Source organism: Serratia sp. FGI94, assembly GCF_000330865.1.
Classification (GTDB): domain Bacteria; phylum Pseudomonadota; class Gammaproteobacteria; order Enterobacterales; family Enterobacteriaceae; genus Serratia_B; species Serratia_B rubidaea.
In genome coordinates, this window is sequence record NC_020064.1 from 275,406 (window position 1) to 291,839 (window position 16,434).

General features: G+C 60.0%; 15 protein-coding genes, 1 tRNA gene, 1 rRNA gene and 1 riboswitch. Of the genes, 8 read left to right on the forward strand and 9 right to left on the reverse strand.

Translation table 11 applies throughout. The features are described from left to right. Positions 1 to 274 precede the first annotated feature (274 nt). The 7 genes from thiH to D781_RS01250 all read right to left on the reverse strand — a co-directional run bounded on the left by thiH (position 275) and on the right by D781_RS01250 (position 6,482). Positions 275 to 1,408 (reverse strand): 2-iminoacetate synthase ThiH, encoded by a 1,134-nt coding sequence (gene thiH, locus D781_RS01220; protein ID WP_015344228.1) that lies wholly within the window; start codon positions 1,406 to 1,408, stop codon positions 275 to 277. Then, a complete protein-coding gene (locus D781_RS01225; protein WP_015344229.1) occupies positions 1,408 to 2,187 on the reverse strand; it encodes a thiazole synthase in 780 nt (259 codons plus the stop codon). Before D781_RS01225 ends, thiH begins: the two co-directional genes overlap by 1 nt. A 1-nt stretch (position 2,188) precedes the next feature. After that, on the reverse strand, positions 2,189 to 2,389 hold the full coding sequence (gene thiS / locus D781_RS01230; RefSeq protein WP_015344230.1) for a sulfur carrier protein ThiS: 201 nt from the start codon (positions 2,387 to 2,389) through the stop codon (positions 2,189 to 2,191). Then, positions 2,374 to 3,135 carry a HesA/MoeB/ThiF family protein gene (locus D781_RS01235; RefSeq protein ID WP_015344231.1) on the reverse strand — a complete coding sequence of 254 codons (762 nt, stop codon included), beginning with the start codon at positions 3,133 to 3,135 and terminating at the stop codon, positions 2,374 to 2,376. The genes thiS and D781_RS01235 overlap by 16 nt, the downstream gene beginning before the upstream one ends. A gap of 4 nt (positions 3,136 to 3,139) precedes the next feature. Further along, positions 3,140 to 3,778 (reverse strand): thiamine phosphate synthase, encoded by a 639-nt coding sequence (gene thiE, locus D781_RS01240; protein WP_015344232.1) that lies wholly within the window; start codon positions 3,776 to 3,778, stop codon positions 3,140 to 3,142. Continuing rightward, the gene (thiC, locus tag D781_RS01245) at positions 3,771 to 5,705 is read right to left on the reverse strand and encodes a phosphomethylpyrimidine synthase ThiC (RefSeq protein ID WP_015344233.1); all 1,935 of its coding nucleotides are present in this window, start codon (positions 5,703 to 5,705) and stop codon (positions 3,771 to 3,773) included. Before thiC ends, thiE begins: the two co-directional genes overlap by 8 nt. A 107-nt stretch (positions 5,706 to 5,812) precedes the next feature. Then, positions 5,813 to 5,936, reverse strand: a riboswitch (TPP riboswitch). A gap of 39 nt (positions 5,937 to 5,975) precedes the next feature. Continuing rightward, a complete protein-coding gene (locus D781_RS01250; protein ID WP_015344234.1) occupies positions 5,976 to 6,482 on the reverse strand; it encodes an Rsd/AlgQ family anti-sigma factor in 507 nt (168 codons plus the stop codon). A gap of 99 nt (positions 6,483 to 6,581) precedes the next feature. Here D781_RS01250 and nudC point away from each other — a divergent pair, with 99 nt between their 5' ends. The 6 genes from nudC to D781_RS01280 all read left to right on the forward strand — a co-directional run bounded on the left by nudC (position 6,582) and on the right by D781_RS01280 (position 11,036). Then, the gene (nudC, locus tag D781_RS01255) at positions 6,582 to 7,349 is read left to right on the forward strand and encodes an NAD(+) diphosphatase (protein WP_015344235.1); all 768 of its coding nucleotides are present in this window, start codon (positions 6,582 to 6,584) and stop codon (positions 7,347 to 7,349) included. Between the two features lie 82 nt (positions 7,350 to 7,431). Continuing rightward, a complete protein-coding gene (gene hemE, locus D781_RS01260) occupies positions 7,432 to 8,496 on the forward strand; it encodes a uroporphyrinogen decarboxylase (RefSeq protein WP_015344236.1) in 1,065 nt (354 codons plus the stop codon). Between the two features lie 47 nt (positions 8,497 to 8,543). After that, complete coding sequence (gene nfi / locus D781_RS01265; protein ID WP_102024996.1) at positions 8,544 to 9,236, forward strand: deoxyribonuclease V; 693 nt, start codon at positions 8,544 to 8,546, stop codon at positions 9,234 to 9,236. Positions 9,237 to 9,275: 39 nt separating this feature from the next. Next, positions 9,276 to 9,866: a YjaG family protein gene (locus D781_RS01270; protein WP_015344238.1), complete on the forward strand. Its 591-nt coding sequence runs from the start codon at positions 9,276 to 9,278 to the stop codon at positions 9,864 to 9,866. Between the two features lie 189 nt (positions 9,867 to 10,055). Next, positions 10,056 to 10,328, forward strand: a complete 273-nt coding sequence (hupA, locus tag D781_RS01275) for a nucleoid-associated protein HU-alpha (RefSeq protein ID WP_015344239.1) — start codon at positions 10,056 to 10,058, stop codon at positions 10,326 to 10,328. A 54-nt stretch (positions 10,329 to 10,382) separates the two neighbouring features. Further along, on the forward strand, positions 10,383 to 11,036 hold the full coding sequence (locus D781_RS01280) for a DUF1481 domain-containing protein (RefSeq protein ID WP_041411957.1): 654 nt from the start codon (positions 10,383 to 10,385) through the stop codon (positions 11,034 to 11,036). A gap of 47 nt (positions 11,037 to 11,083) precedes the next feature. On the opposite strand, the gene purD is transcribed toward D781_RS01280, so the two are convergent. After that, positions 11,084 to 12,367: a phosphoribosylamine--glycine ligase gene (purD, locus tag D781_RS01285; protein WP_015344241.1), complete on the reverse strand. Its 1,284-nt coding sequence runs from the start codon at positions 12,365 to 12,367 to the stop codon at positions 11,084 to 11,086. Positions 12,368 to 12,421: 54 nt separating this feature from the next. Then, positions 12,422 to 14,011 (reverse strand): bifunctional phosphoribosylaminoimidazolecarboxamide formyltransferase/IMP cyclohydrolase, encoded by a 1,590-nt coding sequence (gene purH, locus D781_RS01290; RefSeq protein ID WP_015344242.1) that lies wholly within the window; start codon positions 14,009 to 14,011, stop codon positions 12,422 to 12,424. Positions 14,012 to 14,622: 611 nt separating this feature from the next. Here purH and D781_RS01295 point away from each other — a divergent pair. Then, positions 14,623 to 16,164 (forward strand): 16S ribosomal RNA (locus D781_RS01295). Positions 16,165 to 16,337: 173 nt separating this feature from the next. Further along, a tRNA-Glu gene (locus D781_RS01300) sits at positions 16,338 to 16,413 on the forward strand. Positions 16,414 to 16,434 lie beyond the last annotated feature (21 nt).

Sequence of the window (16,434 nt, forward strand, 5' to 3'; positions counted from 1 at the left end):
GGGCCAGTATTGATAAGCCGCTCCTTCGGGGGCGGTTTTTTTTTGCCTGTCGATCGGCGCGGGATCATAAGGAGCCGGAGACGCATGGCGCGCTGGCCATACGCTCCGGGGTTGGTAAGGCGGGGTTATCAAGAGGGGAAGATAACCCCGGTTGGCTTCGGGAGTGATAACCAACGTCGCCACTCTACGCCAATGCCTGGCGCCGGCCAGCGCTGTTGGCCGAGACTGCGTGCCGCTTCCGGCACTTTCTTGCGGCGGTTGAAAACGTTGCCGGCTATTGCGGCGCACGTCCCAAATAGCTGTCCCAGTCTTTCCACACCGGCTGCAGCCCGGCCTTGTCGATCGCCTGAGCGACCTGCTGCGGAGTGCGGCCATCGTGCGGTTCAAACTGTTCCAGCTCGGGCGGTACGTCATCGGCATAGCCGCCCGGCTGCGTTTTGGAGCCGGCGCTGACGCTGTTGATGGCGAGCGGGATCACGTGGTCGCGGAAGTGCGGTGATTCACGCGTCGACAGAGAAAGCTCTACGTCAGGAGCAAACAGCCGGAAGGCGCAAATCAGCTGCACCAGCTGGGCTTCATCCATCAGCGACGCCGGCTCGATACCGCCGGCGCACGGCCGCAGACGCGGGAATGAAATTGAATAGCGGCTCTGCCAGTAGGTCTGCTGCAGGTAGGCCAGATGCTCCGCCAACAGATAGCAGTCGGTGCGCCAGCTGTTGGACAGGCCGATCAGCGCACCCAGCCCGATCTTGTCGATCCCGGCGCGCGCCAGACGATCCGGCGTGGCCAGCCGCCAGTGGAAATCCTGTTTCTGCCCGCGCAGATGATGCTGCTGATAGGCCGCCGGATGATAGGTTTCCTGGTAAACCAGCACCCCGTCCAACCCTAACGTTTTCAGCTCTGCATACTCCTCCTGCGACATTGGCTGCACCTCCATCATCAGCGAACTGAACTGAGGGCGGATTTGCGGCAGGTGGCGGCGAAAATAGTCCATGCCGACCTTGGTCTGGTGCTCGCCGGTGACCAGCAGCAGGTGTTCGAAACCCAGCGCCTTGATGGCCCGGCATTCACGGGCAATTTCGTCGGCATCCAGCGTCTTGCGCTTAATGCGGTTGCTCATGGAAAAACCGCAGTAAGTACAGTCGTTGGCGCACAGGTTGGATAAATAGAGTGGTACGTAGAAACTGACCACGTTGCCAAAGCGCTGGCGGGTCAGCTGCTGGGCGCGCTGCGCCAGCGGCTCAAGATAGGGGGCTGCCGCCGGCGAAATCAGCGCCATAAAATCGTCCCGCGTCAGTTTCTCCGCGTTCAGCGCCCGCTCCACATCGTGCGCCGTTTTGCCGTTGATGCGCAGGGTAATATCGTCCCAGTCAAACGTTTGCCAGCGTTGCGAGAAATCTTCCGTCATTAGCCCACCTCCGCCGATTGGCTGAGAAATGCGGTCAGCGGACTGGAGGCGACCGCGCCGCGCTGGCTGTGGCCGAGGCCTGCCTGGCGCGCCAGCTCGCCGGCTTCCAGCGCCAGGCGGAAAGCCTGCGCCATCTGTACCGGATCGCGGGCGACGGCAATCGCGGTATTCACCAGCACCGCGTCGGCGCCCAGCTCCATGGCTTCCAGTGCGTGGCTCGGCGCGCCGATACCGGCGTCGACCACCACCGGCACTTTGGCCTGCTCGATAATGATCTCCAGAAAATCGCGGGTGCGCAGCCCGCGGTTGGAGCCGATCGGCGCGCCCAGCGGCATTACCGCGGCGCAGCCTGCCTCTTCCAGCCGTTTGCAGAGCACCGGGTCGGCGCCGCAGTAGGGCAGCACCACGAAGCCCTCTTTGACCAGCGTTTCCGCGGCTTTCAAGGTTTCGATCGGGTCGGGCAGCAGGTATTTCACGTCCGGGTGGATTTCCAGTTTCACCCAGTGGGCGCCAAGGGCTTCGCGCGCCAGCCGGGCGGCGAATACGGCCTCCGCAGCGGTTTTGGCGCCGGAGGTATTGGGCAGCAGGCGTACGCCCAGCTGCCGCAGCGGCGCGAGGATCGCATCGTTGCCGCCCTGCAGGTCGACGCGCTTCATGGCCATGGTCACCAGCTGTGAGCCGGACGCCTGCAGCGCTGCAAGCATCAGCGCCGGGGTGGCGAACTTGCCGGTGCCGGTAAATAAGCGTGAGGTAAAGGTGGTATCGGCGATTTGCAGCATATCAGCCTCCGGCAATCGCTTGGAAAAGCAGAATGTCATCGCCGTCCTGCACCAGATGATTGGCCCAGTCGGCGCGCGGGATGATGACTTGATTGATGGCGAGCGCGGTGCCCGGCTGGTCGCGCGCCAGCTGCGACAGCAGGTCGCCGACGCTGAGCGGCGCCGCCAGTTCCAGCGTTTGCTCATTCAGGCGGATTTGCATACGTCGCCTCCGCAGGTGGGGCACACGTGGGACTTGCTCAGCTGCAGGGTATGCCAGCTTTGCTGTTTGCCGTCGAACAGCCGTAGTTTGCCGCTGAGTGCGGAGGGCATGCCCGCCAGCATCTTGATGGCCTCCAGCGCCTGCAGCGTGCCGATAACGCCGACCACCGGGCCGAGTACGCCGGCGGTGCGGCAGTTGCGCTGCGGCTCCGCCTGGTCGGGATACAGGCAGGCGTAGCACCCCTGCTGGAACGGCGGGGTGATAACCAGCAGCTGCCCGCTGAAACCGACCGCGCTGCCGCTGATCAGTGGCTTGCCGGCGGCCACGCAGGCGGCATTGACCGCGTGGCGGGTCGCCATATTGTCGCTACAGTCCAGCACCAGGTCGGCGCGCGCCACCGCCTGTTGCAGCTCCGCGCCCTGCAGGTGCTGCGCCAGTGCAATCGACTCGACCTGCGGATTAAGCGCCTGCAGGTGGCGCTGGGCCAGCAGCGCTTTTCCCTGTGGCACATCGGCGCTGCGGTAGAGGATTTGCCGTTGCAGATTGGTGAGATGCAGCTGGTCGTCGTCCGCCAGCAGCAGCGTGCCGACGCCGGCGGCGGCCAGGTACAGCGCCGCCGGCGATCCCAGGCCGCCCAGGCCGACGATCAGCACGCTGGCGCCTTTGAGTTTTTCCTGCCCCTCGGGGCCAATGTCTTCCAGCAGCAGCTGCCGGCTGTAACGCAAGAACTCGTGATCGCTGAGCATATGCTTACTCCTTGCCTTCAATTAGACGCAGCAGCTCCGCCGTGGCGGCGCGCCAGTCCGGCGCCTGGGTGATGGCGCTCACCACCGCCACGCTGCCGACGCCGCAGGCCAGTACCGCCGGCACGCGGTCGATACTGATGCCGCCGATCGCCACCGTCGGATAGGCTGCCAGCGTCGCCACGTGGCGCTTCAGCTCCGCCAGTCCCTGAGGTGCGGAGGGCATATCCTTGGTCTGGGTGGGAAAGATATGGCCGAGTGCGATATAGGAAGGTTGCAGCGCTTTGGCGCGTGCCAGTTCGGCATCGTCATGGGTTGATACCCCGAGACGCAGCCCGGCGCGCTGGATGGCCGCCAGATCGGTGCTATCCAGATCTTCCTGCCCCAGATGGACGCCGTAAGCGCCGTGTTTAACCGCCAGTCGCCAGTAGTCGTTGATAAACAGCCGGGCATGGTAGCGTTTGCCGAGGGCGATGGCGGCGATGATATCGGCTTCGACCTGCTCGTCCGGCAGGTCTTTAATCCGCAGCTGGATGGTGGTGACGCCTGCCTCCAGCAGGCGTTCGATCCACATCACGCTGTCCACCACCGGGTACAGCCCGAGGCGCTGCGGCGTGGCGGGAAACGGGCCTGATATCTCAGCCATTGTTGTCCTCCTGCAGCGCGGTGGCGCTGTGATAGAGCTCGCTGCCGCGTGAGCGGAACTCGGCGGACATTCTTTCCATGCCGGACAGCACCTCAATCGGCTTGGCGGCTTCCTGCGCGGCGGCGTAGTCGCGAACTTCCTGTGAAATTTTCATCGAACAGAATTTCGGCCCGCACATGGAGCAGAAGTGGGCGATTTTGCCGGACTCCTGCGGCAGCGTCTCATCGTGATAGGCGCGGGCGGTGGCGGGATCCAGCGCCAGATTGAACTGGTCTTCCCAGCGGAACTCAAAGCGCGCCTTGGACATGGCGTTATCGCGGATCTGCGCGCCGGGATGGCCTTTGGCCAGGTCTGCGGCGTGCGCGGCGATCTTATAGGTGATCAGCCCCTGCTTGACGTCCTCTTTGTTCGGCAGCCCCAGGTGCTCTTTCGGCGTGACGTAGCACAGCATGGCGCAACCGAACCAGCCGATCATCGCGGCGCCGATGCCGGAGGTGAAGTGGTCATAGCCCGGCGCGATATCGGTGGTCAACGGCCCCAGCGTATAGAACGGCGCTTCGTGGCAGTGCTCCAGCTCTTCGGTCATATTGCGGCGGATCATATGCATCGGCACGTGGCCCGGGCCTTCGATCATCACCTGCACGTCGTATTCCCAGGCGATTTTGGTCAGCTCGCCCAGCGTATGCAGCTCGGAGAACTGCGCTTCATCGTTGGCATCTTGTACCGAGCCGGGACGCAGACCGTCACCCAGCGACAGCGATACGTCGTAGGCGGCGCAGATTTCGCAGATTTCACGGAAGTGTTCATACAGGAAGTTTTCCTGATGGTGCGACAGGCACCATTTGGCCATGATCGAACCGCCGCGCGAGACGATGCCGGTCAGACGTTTGGCGGTCATCGGCACGTAGCGCAGCAGCACGCCGGCGTGGATGGTGAAGTAGTCGACCCCTTGCTCCGCCTGTTCCAGCAGCGTGTCGCGGAACATCTCCCAGGTGAGGTTTTCCGCCACGCCGTTAACTTTTTCCAGCGCCTGATAGATCGGGACGGTGCCGATCGGCACCGGGCTGTTGCGCAGGATCCATTCGCGGGTTTCGTGGATATAGCGGCCGGTGGAGAGGTCCATCACGGTATCCGCGCCCCAGCGGGTGGACCACACCAGTTTTTCCACCTCTTCCTCGATGGAGGAGGTGACCGCAGAGTTGCCGATATTGGCGTTGACCTTCACCAGGAAGTTGCGGCCGATAATCATCGGTTCGGATTCCGGGTGGTTGATGTTGGCCGGGATAATGGCGCGGCCGGCGGCTACTTCCTGACGGACAAACTCCGGCGTGATGTTTTCCGGCAGGTTGGCGCCCCAGCTCTGGCCGGGATGCTGCTGACGCAGCACTTCGCTGCGGATGCGCTCACGGCCCATATTTTCGCGGATGGCGATAAATTCCATCTCCGGCGTGACGATGCCGGCGCGCGCATAGTGCAACTGGGTGACGCATTTGCCCGCTTGCGCTTTGCGCGGCTGCGGCAGATGCTCGAAGCGCAGGTGGTCCAGGCCTTCATCCGCCAGGCGCTGCTGGGTAAAGCCGGAGCTGACGTGGGCGAGCGTTTCGGTATCGTCGCGTTCCGCGATCCAGCCGGCGCGCAGCTTGTCCAGGCCGCGGTGCACGTCCAACTGAGAGGCCGGGTCGCCGTAAGGGCCGGCGGTGTCGTAGACCGGCACCGCTTCGTTCGGTTCGTATTGCGGTTCGTCTTTGCTGCCGCCGATCAGGGTCGGGCTGAGCTGGATCTCGCGCATCGGCACCCGCAGGTCGGGACGCGACCCTTGCAGATAGATACGGCGGGAGCTGGGGAAGGCGACGCCCTGAAGGTTATCGATAAACTGCTGCGCTTCTTCACGCTGTACTTTACGGGGACGCTGGTTGTTATTAGACATAGCAAATTCCTACAAGTCGGGTGAGTTGGGAAAATTGCTTGTCTGGAGCTCGGAGGGAGTAACGATGCTGGCCGATCGGCAGACGCGGGTGGTGGCTCTGCCGGTGGCGATAGATTACTCTTGTTCCCTTCGCGGGTATTAGCCCGATCAGGTTCCGCGGATCCCGAATTAACGGTCTCAGCCTGGCCGACTTGATAACAAGCCTGGCGCTAGGCACTCCGACAAGAGCCCCCAGTATAGAAGGGCATTATTGTTTGCTGCAAGGGAAAGCTATTGGACCAGGTTGCCTTTTTCCGCTTCCGGTTGGTTGGGCTGCCAGGTTTCGGTGAGCAGCTGGATCAGGCGATCTTCCAGCGCGAAGCGGGCGGCCAGGGTTTCGCCGATGTCCGACAGCGCCTGATGAAACGCCAGACAGAGATCCTGATCGATCTCGGTGTCGGCATAGCGATCGTGGAACGCCATCACCTGTTCGGTATTGATCCACAGCTTGGGATAAATTTGCGTGGCGAGGGTCATTTTCGGACTACGGGCGCCCTCTACCTGCTTGATGACTCGGTCATAGATATGAAAATGCCCTGCGGAGAGATAATCCACCAGATTATGGCAAAAGTTCTCCAGCGCTTTTGCATTAAGCGGCGTATGCTTTTCTTTATTCGGCTTGATGCCGACGAGCGTGCAGTAAGCAACCAGCAACTGCTTACGTGCCTCAAGCCATTGATCAACTAATTCATTACTACCACCAACGCGCTGAGTCAGGCTTTCCAAGTGGTTGAGCATTGTTGACTCCGTAAGTAAGAAAAAGTAACGGTAAGTTATGGAAATGTAACGGTACCGATTTCTAGATTGCCAGTGAAGCTGAGGTTGTGCAACAACGATATGGAACTTGCATTAACGGGTAACGAAAAGGGCTGGTGGATCGTCAGCCATGAAAACAAACTTTGGTTACCAAACGGTGAACTGCCGTTTGGTGCTGCTGAACAATGGGGCCTGCGCGGTGAAGCGGCGCGGCAAATTGGCGAGTGGCAAGGGGCGCCGGTCTGGCTGGTGCGCCGCGCCATGCCGCAGGAGATGGGCTCGGTGCGTCAACTGCTGGACCTGGATCGCGCGCTGTTTCAACTGGCCGGGCGCGGCGTGCAGCTGGCCGAGTTTTATCGCTCGCACCAGTTTTGCGGCTACTGCGGCCATAAGATGCACCTGAGCCGAACCGAGAACGCCTGCCTGTGCGACCATTGCCGTGAACGCTATTACCCGCAAATCGCCCCCTGCGTGATCGTCGCCATCCGTCGCGATGACGAAATCCTGCTGGCGCAGCACGTGCGTCACCGCGGCGGCATCCATACGGTGCTGGCCGGTTTCGTCGAGGTGGGGGAAACGCTGGAACAGGCGGTGGCGCGCGAGGTGATGGAGGAGAGTAATATTGAAATCAAGAACCTGCGCTATATCTCCTCCCAGCCCTGGCCGTTCCCGCAGTCGCTGATGATGGCCTTTATGGCGGATTATCACCGCGGTGAACTGCGTCACGATCCGCAGGAGCTGCTGAATGCCGGCTGGTATCGCTACGATAAGCTGCCCCAGTTGCCGCCGCCGGGCACCGTGGCGCGGCGCCTGATTGAGGACACCGTGGTGCTGTGCCGGGACGCATGATGGGCTGCCGGCGTTGGCGCTTTGGTACAACGCCCATTCTTTTGGGTATACAATAGCGCCAGCTGAATTAAGGGAGCCAATAATGACTGAGTTAAAGAACGATCGTTACCTGCGTGCGCTGCTGCGCCAGCCGGTGGATGTCACCCCCGTATGGATGATGCGCCAGGCCGGTCGTTATTTGCCGGAGTATAAGGCCACGCGGGCGCAGGCCGGCGATTTTATGTCGCTGTGCAAGAACGCCGAGCTGGCCTGCGAGGTCACGCTGCAGCCGCTGCGCCGCTATGCGCTGGATGCCGCTATCCTGTTTTCCGACATTCTGACCATTCCCGATGCCATGGGGCTGGGGCTCTATTTTGAAACCGGCGAGGGGCCGCGTTTCTCATCGCCGATTACCTGCCGCGCCGACGTGGAAAAGCTGCCGCTGTTCGACCCGGAAGTCGAGCTGGGTTACGTGATGAATGCGGTGCGCACCATCCGCCGCGAGCTGAAAGGCCAGGTGCCGCTGATCGGCTTCTCCGGCAGCCCGTGGACGCTGGCGACCTATATGGTTGAGGGCGGCAGCAGCAAGGCGTTCACCAAGCTGAAAAAGATGATGTACGCCGAGCCGCAGACCCTGCACCTGCTGCTGGACAAGCTGGCGGACAGCGTGATTATGTATCTGAACGCGCAAATCCGCGCGGGCGCGCAGTCGGTCATGGTGTTCGACACCTGGGGCGGCGTGCTGACCGGCCGTGATTACCGCGAATTCTCACTGAACTATATGCATAAAATCGTCGACGGCCTGCAGCGTGAACAGGACGGCCGCCGCGTGCCGGTGACGCTGTTTACCAAGGGCGGCGGCCAGTGGCTGGAAGCCATGGCGGCGACCGGCTGCGATGCGCTGGGCCTGGACTGGACCACCGATATCGCCGATGCGCGCCGTCGGGTCGGCGACCGGGTAGCGCTGCAGGGCAATATGGATCCGTCAATGCTGTACGCCGCGCCGCAGCGTATTGAGCAGGAGGTGGAAACCATTCTGTCCGGCTTCGGCCACGGCGAAGGGCATGTGTTTAACCTGGGCCACGGCATTCACCTGGACGTGCCGCCGGAAAACGCCGGCGTCTTTGTCGAGGCGGTGCACGCGCTGTCGGCCAAATATCATCGCTGATCCCGAACGCGCCTCAGCGATAGCGCATACAAGGAGTTGTTGCCATGATTGATACCCAGACGCTGCGCGCCGAGCAGTTACAGCGCGCCGCCGAGGTGATTCGCCAGGATCGGCTGGCGGTTGACCCGCCGGCCTTTATCGCCGGCTGCGACGTGGGGTTCGAACAGGAAGGCGCAGTAACGCGCGCCGCTATCGCGATTTTGCGCTACCCGTCGCTGGCGCTGGTGGAATACCAGGTGGCGCGTATCGCCACCACCATGCCGTACATTCCCGGCTTTCTCTCGTTTCGCGAATACCCGGCGCTGCTGGCGGCTTGGGAACAGCTGCGGCAGAAGCCCGATCTGATCTTTGTCGACGGCCACGGTATTTCGCATCCGCGTCGCCTCGGCGTAGCCAGCCACTTTGGCCTGTTGGTTGACGTGCCGACTATCGGCGTGGCGAAAAAGCGCCTGTGCGGCAAGTTTGAGCCTTTGAGCGCCGAGGTCGGCGCCAAAAGCGCGCTGATGGACAAGGGCGAACAGCTGGGCTGGGTATGGCGCAGCAAGGCGCGCTGCAACCCGCTGTTTATCGCCACCGGGCACCGCGTCAGCGCCGACGGCGCACTGGCCTGGGTGCAGCGCTGCATGGCGGGCTATCGTTTACCCGAACCGACGCGCTGGGCGGACGCCATTGCTTCGCGCCGGCCGGCCTTCCAACGCTGGCTGGCTGCGCATCCGGAGGTGTCGCCATGCGCGTTTTAGGTTACACTGCGCCGCAGACTCAGCGAGTGAGATAAAATAATGCTCCGTAACCCAATTCATTTACGCTTGGAAAAGCTTGAAAGCTGGCAACATTTGACCTTTATGGCTAGTCTGTGCGAGCGTATGTATCCGAATTACCAGATGTTCTGCCTGCAAACCGAGTTTGGTGACCCGCAGGTGTATCGTCGAATCCTGGACTTGGTCTGGGAAACGCTGGTAGTGAAAGACGCCAAGGTCAACTTCGACAGCCAGCTCGAGAAGTTGGAGGAAGCGATACCGACGGCGGGAGATTACGATCTTTACGGCGTTTACCCGGCAATTGATGCGTGTATCGCATTAGGGGAACTGATCCATTCGCGCCTCAGCGGGGAGACGCTGGAGCACGCCATCGCCATCAGCGAAACATCAATTCGCACCGTGGCGATGTTGGAAATGACCCAGGCCGGGAAAGAAATGACCGATGAAGAACTGAAGGTTCTGCCGGCGGTTGAGGAAGAATGGGACATCCAGTGGGAAATTTTCCGCCTGCTGGCAGCCTGCGAAGAGCGCGATTTAGACCTGATTAAAGGGCTGCGCGCAGACCTTCGTGAGGCTGGCGTGAGTAATATTGGGATAAATTTAGCGCAATAAGGCAAGAAAACGTGATTTAACGCCTGATTTGTCATGCCTTAAGGCTTCACATCCGCACCCTGTCTGGTCTACATTTGGGGGGCGTAAAAAAAGTGGCTATCGGTGCGTGTATGCAGGAGAGTGCTGTCAATCGGCATATCCGTCGCACTCGATGCTTTGCAAACGATAAACACACTGTAAGGATAACTTATGAACAAGACTCAACTGATTGATGTAATCGCGGACAAGGCTGACCTTTCCAAAGCACAAGCTAAACTGGCTCTGGAATCTACCCTGGCTGCTATTACTGAGTCTCTGAAAGACGGTGATGCGGTACAATTGGTTGGTTTCGGTACTTTCAAAGTAAACCATCGTGCAGAGCGCACTGGTCGCAACCCACAGACTGGCAAAGAAATCAAAATTGCAGCGGCTAACGTACCTGCGTTCGTTTCTGGCAAAGCACTGAAAGACGCAGTTAAATAAGACCGCGTGTTGGTGAAAAGATTAAACAGGGGGGCTTTGAAGCCCCTTTTGTTTATGCGCAGGGCGCTGGCGGCCATTGGCATTGCCAGCGCTCTGAGCGCCTGCAGTTGGCATCATACCCCTCCCGCCTTTACCGCCAGCGGCTATGTGGCCGATCAGGGCGTGATTCGCCTGTGGCGTAAAGACGACGAACAACAGCGTCCGGCGGTGCTGGTGACCGTATACAGCCCCTACCGCGGCGTTGGCACCGTGACAACCCGCTATGACTATCAGCACGGCGCGCTGAGGCAAATCAAGCGTACCGACGCCGACGGCGACCGCGACTCCATTCAACTGCGTTTTACCGACGACGGCACGGTCAGCTTTATGCAGCGCCAGCTGGCGACGCGGCGTGAACCGCTGTCTGCGGACGACATCGCCCGTTATCAATATCAGGCGCGCCGCGTACTCGAGTTAAGCGATACGCTGCGGGCCGGCAAAGTGATCCTGCAGCAGGGGCGCTGGCAACAGGGCAGAGTGAAAACCTGCGCCGGACAGTGGCGCGACCCGGAGCTGGGCGACAGCGCAACGGCGTGGATTGAACGCCGGGCAAGTAACAGCGCTGGCGCGGTCAGCGTGGCCTGGCTGGAGGCGCCGGAAGGGCGTCAGCTGCTGCTGGTGGCGAACGAAGACTTCTGTACCTGGGAACCGCAGGAAGACGCGCTGTAAGAGAAGGGGGCAGGACGCGGCGAGCGCGCCCTGCCATGGCGCGTGATTTACTTGTCGCGCGCGATCGCGCGATAACCGATATCTTTCCGGCAGAAGCTGTCCTGCCATGCAATATCCGTCGCCAGTTGGTAAGCGCGTTGCTGTGCTTGCGCCACCGTCTCACCCAGCGCCGTCACACACAGTACGCGTCCGCCGCTGGTCACCACGTCGCCGTCTTTCAGCTGCGTGCCGGCATGGAATACCTTACCGTCGGCGCTTTCCTGCTGCGGCAGGCCGTGAATGACATCGCCGGTGCGGTAGTCGCCAGGATAGCCGCCGGCCGCCAGCACCACCCCAAGGGCAGGGCGCTCATCCCACTCGGAAGTCTGCTGGTCCAGCGTGCCTTCGGCGCCGGCCAGGCACAGCGCCACCAGATCGGAGCGCAGGCGCAGCATGATCGGTTGGGTTTCCGGGTCGCCAAAGCGGCAGTTGAACTCGATCACTTTTGGCTGACCTTTGCTGGAGATCATCAGGCCGGCGTACAGGAAACCGACGTAGGTATTGCCTTCCGCCGCCATCCCGCGCACCGTCGGCCAGATCACCTGGTCCATCACCCGCTGGTGGATCTCGTCGGTAACCACCGGCGCCGGCGAGTAAGCGCCCATGCCGCCGGTATTCGGGCCGGTATCGCCGTCGCCGACGCGTTTGTGATCCTGGCTGGTGGCCATCGGCACCACGTGCTCGCCATCCACCATCACGATAAAGCTGGCTTCTTCGCCGTCCAGGAACTCTTCCACCACAATACGGTGGCCGGCGTCGCCAAAGGCGTTGCCCGCCAGCATATCGCGCACGGCGTCTTCCGCCTGCTGCAGCGTCATGGCGACGATCACCCCTTTACCCGCTGCCAGGCCGTCGGCCTTAATTACAATCGGCGCGCCTTTGCCGCGCACGTAGTCCAGCGCCGCATCTACGTCGGTAAAGTTTTGGTACTCCGCCGTCGGGATCTGATGACGGGCGAGGAAATCTTTGGTGAATGCCTTGGAGCCTTCCAACTGGGCGGCGGCCTGCGACGGGCCAAAGATTTTCAGGCCGGCGGCCTGGAAGGCGTCCACCACGCCGATGACCAGCGGTGCTTCCGGCCCGACGATGGTCAGACCGATGTCGTGGCTCTGGGCAAAGGCGAGCAGCGCCGGGATGTCGGTGGCGGAGATGGCAACGTTTTCCAGGTTGCTTTCCAGCGCGGTGCCGGCATTGCCGGGGGCGACGTAGACTTTATCAGCCAGCGGCGACTGGGCGGCTTTCCAGGCCAGCGCGTGTTCACGCCCGCCGTTACCGATCACTAAAATATTCATCAGGTGCTCCACAAAAAACGGCGTGCGCCACGCGGCGCACGCAATAACAGGGGATTAATGGCGGAAATGGCGCATGTCGGTGAAGATCATGGCGATGCCGTGCTCGTTGGCGGCGGCGATGACTTCGTCGTCGCGGATGGAGCCGCCCGGCTGGATCACGCAGGTGATGCCCACTGCCGCTGCGGCATCAATACCGTCGCGGAACGGGAAGAAGGCGTCAGACGCCATCGCGGACCCTTTCACTTCCAGCCCTTCATCGCCCGCCTTGATACCGGCGATTTTGGCGGAGTAAACGCGGCTCATCTGGCCGGCGCCGATGCCGATGGTCATATTGTCGCGCGCATAGACAATGGCGTTGGACTTCACGAACTTGGCCACTTTCCAGCAGAACAGCGCGTCGCGCAGCTCCTGCTCACTTGGCTGGCGTTCGGTGACGACGCGCAGGTCATCGGTGCTCACCATGCCTAAATCGCGATCCTGCACCAGCAGCCCGCCGTTAACGCGTTTGAAGTCCAGGCCGGCAACGCGCTGCTGCCACTGCCCGCAAGCCAGTACGCGCACGTTTTGTTTGGCGGCCAGCAGGCTGCGTGCTTCTTCACTGACGCTTGGCGCGATAATCACTTCCACGAACTGGCGGCTGATAATCGCCTGCGCAGCGGCGGCGTCCAGCTCGCGGTTAAAGGCGATGATGCCGCCGAATGCGGAGGTCGGGTCGGTTTTATAAGCGCGCTCGTAGGCGGCCAGAATGTCGTCGCCAATCGCCACGCCGCATGGGTTGGCGTGTTTGACGATCACGCAGGCCGGCTCGGCGAACTCTTTCACACACTCCAGCGCGGCGTCGGTATCCGCGATGTTGTTGTAAGAGAGCGCTTTACCCTGCAGCTGCTGCGCCGTGGCGACGGAGGCTTCCTGCAGATCTTCTTCTATATAGAAGGCGGCCTGCTGGTGGCTGTTTTCCCCGTAGCGCATATCCTGCTTCTTCACGTAGTTCAGGTTCAGGGTGCGCGGGAAGCGGCCGGCAGGCTGTTCGGTATCGCCGTGGTAAGCCGGCACCAGCGTGCCGAAGTAGTTGGCGATCATGCTGTCATAGGCGGCAGTGTGCTCAAAGGCCTTGATCGCCAGATTGAAGCGGGTTGTGTACAGCAGGGAGCCGTCGTTGTTATCCATCTCGCCAATAATAGCCGCGTAGTCGCTGCTCTTGACGACGATGGCGACGTCTTTATGGTTCTTGGCGGCGGAGCGCACCATGGTCGGCCCGCCGATATCGATGTTCTCTACCGCGTCTTCCAGCGAGCAATCCGGGCGTGCGACGGTCTGGGCGAAAGGATACAGGTTGACGACCACCATATCGATCGGCTGGATCGCATGCTGGCTCATGATGGCGTCATCCTGGCCGCGCCGGCCGAGAATGCCGCCGTGTACTTTGGGATGCAGGGTTTTGACTCGTCCGTCCATCATCTCCGGGAAACCGGTGTAGTCGGACACTTCGGTGACAGGCAGGCCGGCATCGGCCAGCAGACGGGCGGTGCCGCCGGTAGACAGGAGTTCAACGCCGCGCTGTGACAGCGCCTGCGCAAATTCAACGATACCGGCTTTGTCAGAAACGCTGAGCAGGGCCCGGCGGATTGGACGAGGTTGTTGCATGGTTTTATCCCTTGGCTTTTGAGTCGCAATATAAAGAGCGTTACGTGAATCTCTACCTTTTAACTCTCTATATAAAGAGGAACAGGAACAGATTCAGGTAACGCCCCCATAAAGGGGGATCGTTTCATCGCCGGGAATTGTAGCGAAAACGTTTGCGTGGTGCTCGTAAATTTTCCGCTCAAATACGGATTGTGGATAAGTTTGTGCAAAAGTGGGTATAAGGGCGGCTTTTGCTGTGGAATGCAGCAAACGATCGTTTTTGTTGAAAATACCTGTTGCGGCCTGCGCGGAACTCCCTATAATGCGCCTCCATCGACACGGAACATGTGAACAACTTCACAGAGTATCCGGGGCCGACAGAGAAAAAATCCTGAAAAACGGGTTGACTCTGAAAGAGGAAAGCGTAATATACGCCACCTCGAGTTAGCAAGCGAAAGCGCGTAACTCACTGCTCTTTAACAATTTATCAGACAATCTGTGTGGGCACTCACAAGACGATATCCAGCATCTTCGGATGCAAAAAAATATCAAGTCTTGAAGAGTGACTAACTGAAGTAAAATTCATGCAGTAATCTTTGAGCAACAGCTATTAACTTAGCGAATCAAGCTTTTAATTGAAGAGTTTGATCATGGCTCAGATTGAACGCTGGCGGCAGGCCTAACACATGCAAGTCGAGCGGCAGCGGGAGGAAGCTTGCTTCCTCGCCGGCGAGCGGCGGACGGGTGAGTAATGTCTGGGGATCTGCCCGATGGAGGGGGATAACCACTGGAAACGGTGGCTAATACCGCATAACGTCGCAAGACCAAAGTGGGGGACCTTCGGGCCTCACACCATCGGATGAACCCAGATGGGATTAGCTAGTAGGTGGGGTAATGGCTCACCTAGGCGACGATCCCTAGCTGGTCTGAGAGGATGACCAGCCACACTGGAACTGAGACACGGTCCAGACTCCTACGGGAGGCAGCAGTGGGGAATATTGCACAATGGGCGCAAGCCTGATGCAGCCATGCCGCGTGTGTGAAGAAGGCCTTCGGGTTGTAAAGCACTTTCAGCGAGGAGGAAGGTGGTGAGCTTAATACGTTCATCAATTGACGTTACTCGCAGAAGAAGCACCGGCTAACTCCGTGCCAGCAGCCGCGGTAATACGGAGGGTGCAAGCGTTAATCGGAATTACTGGGCGTAAAGCGCACGCAGGCGGTTTGTTAAGTCAGATGTGAAATCCCCGAGCTTAACTTGGGAACTGCATTTGAAACTGGCAAGCTAGAGTCTCGTAGAGGGGGGTAGAATTCCAGGTGTAGCGGTGAAATGCGTAGAGATCTGGAGGAATACCGGTGGCGAAGGCGGCCCCCTGGACGAAGACTGACGCTCAGGTGCGAAAGCGTGGGGAGCAAACAGGATTAGATACCCTGGTAGTCCACGCCGTAAACGATGTCGATTTGGAGGTTGTGCCCTTGAGGCGTGGCTTCCGGAGCTAACGCGTTAAATCGACCGCCTGGGGAGTACGGCCGCAAGGTTAAAACTCAAATGAATTGACGGGGGCCCGCACAAGCGGTGGAGCATGTGGTTTAATTCGATGCAACGCGAAGAACCTTACCTACTCTTGACATCCAGAGAACTTTCCAGAGATGGATTGGTGCCTTCGGGAACTCTGAGACAGGTGCTGCATGGCTGTCGTCAGCTCGTGTTGTGAAATGTTGGGTTAAGTCCCGCAACGAGCGCAACCCTTATCCTTTGTTGCCAGCGGTTAGGCCGGGAACTCAAAGGAGACTGCCAGTGATAAACTGGAGGAAGGTGGGGATGACGTCAAGTCATCATGGCCCTTACGAGTAGGGCTACACACGTGCTACAATGGCGTATACAAAGAGAAGCGAACCTGCGAAGGCAAGCGGACCTCATAAAGTACGTCGTAGTCCGGATTGGAGTCTGCAACTCGACTCCATGAAGTCGGAATCGCTAGTAATCGTAGATCAGAATGCTACGGTGAATACGTTCCCGGGCCTTGTACACACCGCCCGTCACACCATGGGAGTGGGTTGCAAAAGAAGTAGGTAGCTTAACCTTCGGGAGGGCGCTTACCACTTTGTGATTCATGACTGGGGTGAAGTCGTAACAAGGTAACCGTAGGGGAACCTGCGGTTGGATCACCTCCTTACCGAAAGATATCCTGACTGTGCAGTGTCCACACAGATTGTCTGATGAAAAGAACGAGCAAAGCGTCGATGCGTTGGGGGTACGGTGACAAGTAACAATGTCGCTCGATTTTCCTGGGAAAATCTCACCCTTACACGAAATTAGCGAATCAGTGATTCGCTAAGAAAATTTCGTGTCCCCTTCGTCTAGAGGCCTAGGACACCGCCCTTTCACGGCGGTAACAGGGGTTCGAATCCCCTAGGGGACGCCACTTGCTGATATCGGGTGAAAG

Coding starts and splice junctions, on each gene's coding strand:
- thiH (WP_015344228.1), bottom strand. CDS start 1,408: ATGACGGAAGATTTCTCGCAACGCTGGCAAACGTTTGACTGGGACGAT.
- D781_RS01225 (WP_015344229.1), bottom strand. CDS start 2,187: ATGCTGCAAATCGCCGATACCACCTTTACCTCACGCTTATTTACCGGC.
- thiS (WP_015344230.1), bottom strand. CDS start 2,389: ATGCAAATCCGCCTGAATGAGCAAACGCTGGAACTGGCGGCGCCGCTC.
- D781_RS01235 (WP_015344231.1), bottom strand. CDS start 3,135: ATGCTCAGCGATCACGAGTTCTTGCGTTACAGCCGGCAGCTGCTGCTG.
- thiE (WP_015344232.1), bottom strand. CDS start 3,778: ATGGCTGAGATATCAGGCCCGTTTCCCGCCACGCCGCAGCGCCTCGGG.
- thiC (WP_015344233.1), bottom strand. CDS start 5,705: ATGTCTAATAACAACCAGCGTCCCCGTAAAGTACAGCGTGAAGAAGCG.
- D781_RS01250 (WP_015344234.1), bottom strand. CDS start 6,482: ATGCTCAACCACTTGGAAAGCCTGACTCAGCGCGTTGGTGGTAGTAAT.
- nudC (WP_015344235.1), top strand. CDS start 6,582: ATGGAACTTGCATTAACGGGTAACGAAAAGGGCTGGTGGATCGTCAGC.
- hemE (WP_015344236.1), top strand. CDS start 7,432: ATGACTGAGTTAAAGAACGATCGTTACCTGCGTGCGCTGCTGCGCCAG.
- D781_RS01270 (WP_015344238.1), top strand. CDS start 9,276: ATGCTCCGTAACCCAATTCATTTACGCTTGGAAAAGCTTGAAAGCTGG.
- hupA (WP_015344239.1), top strand. CDS start 10,056: ATGAACAAGACTCAACTGATTGATGTAATCGCGGACAAGGCTGACCTT.
- D781_RS01280 (WP_041411957.1), top strand. CDS start 10,383: ATGCGCAGGGCGCTGGCGGCCATTGGCATTGCCAGCGCTCTGAGCGCC.
- purD (WP_015344241.1), bottom strand. CDS start 12,367: ATGAATATTTTAGTGATCGGTAACGGCGGGCGTGAACACGCGCTGGCC.
- purH (WP_015344242.1), bottom strand. CDS start 14,011: ATGCAACAACCTCGTCCAATCCGCCGGGCCCTGCTCAGCGTTTCTGAC.